Source organism: Bacillus sp. SIMBA_074, from assembly GCF_046534555.1.
GTDB lineage: Bacteria > Bacillota > Bacilli > Bacillales > Bacillaceae_G > Bacillus_A > Bacillus_A mycoides.
On the sequence record NZ_JAWRYM010000256.1, the window covers coordinates 1 to 324 of the forward strand.

1 protein-coding gene is annotated in these 324 nt (G+C 78.7%); it reads left to right on the forward strand.

The genetic code is table 11. The features are described 5' to 3' along the window. A partial coding sequence (locus SB773_RS30735) for a hypothetical protein (RefSeq protein ID WP_410594017.1) occupies nt 1-324 on the forward strand: 324 nt, incomplete at both ends.

The following is a 324-nucleotide window of genomic DNA, read 5'->3' on the forward strand; positions in this document are numbered from 1 at the left end:
CTCGACGGCTCCCCCGGCCGTGCGCTGGCGTTCCTCGACCAGTGCGTCCGGGAGCAGGGGGCCGAGGCCCGCACCGATGCTGCGCGCGGGGCTCTGGCGCCCCTGCGCGCGGTGCTGCAGCTGGCGCTCGGCCACCCGGACGCGGCCGCCGCGGTCCTCGATCGCGAACCGGTGACCGACAGCGCGGAGCGGATCGGGACCGCCCGCGTGGAGCTGGTGCTCGGCCGGCACGGCGCCGCCCTCCAGAAACTCCGGCCCCTCTCGGCGGTCGTGCTCTCGCCCCGTGAGAGCGCCGAGGCGTCCGCGCTGGAGGCGGCCGCGCTG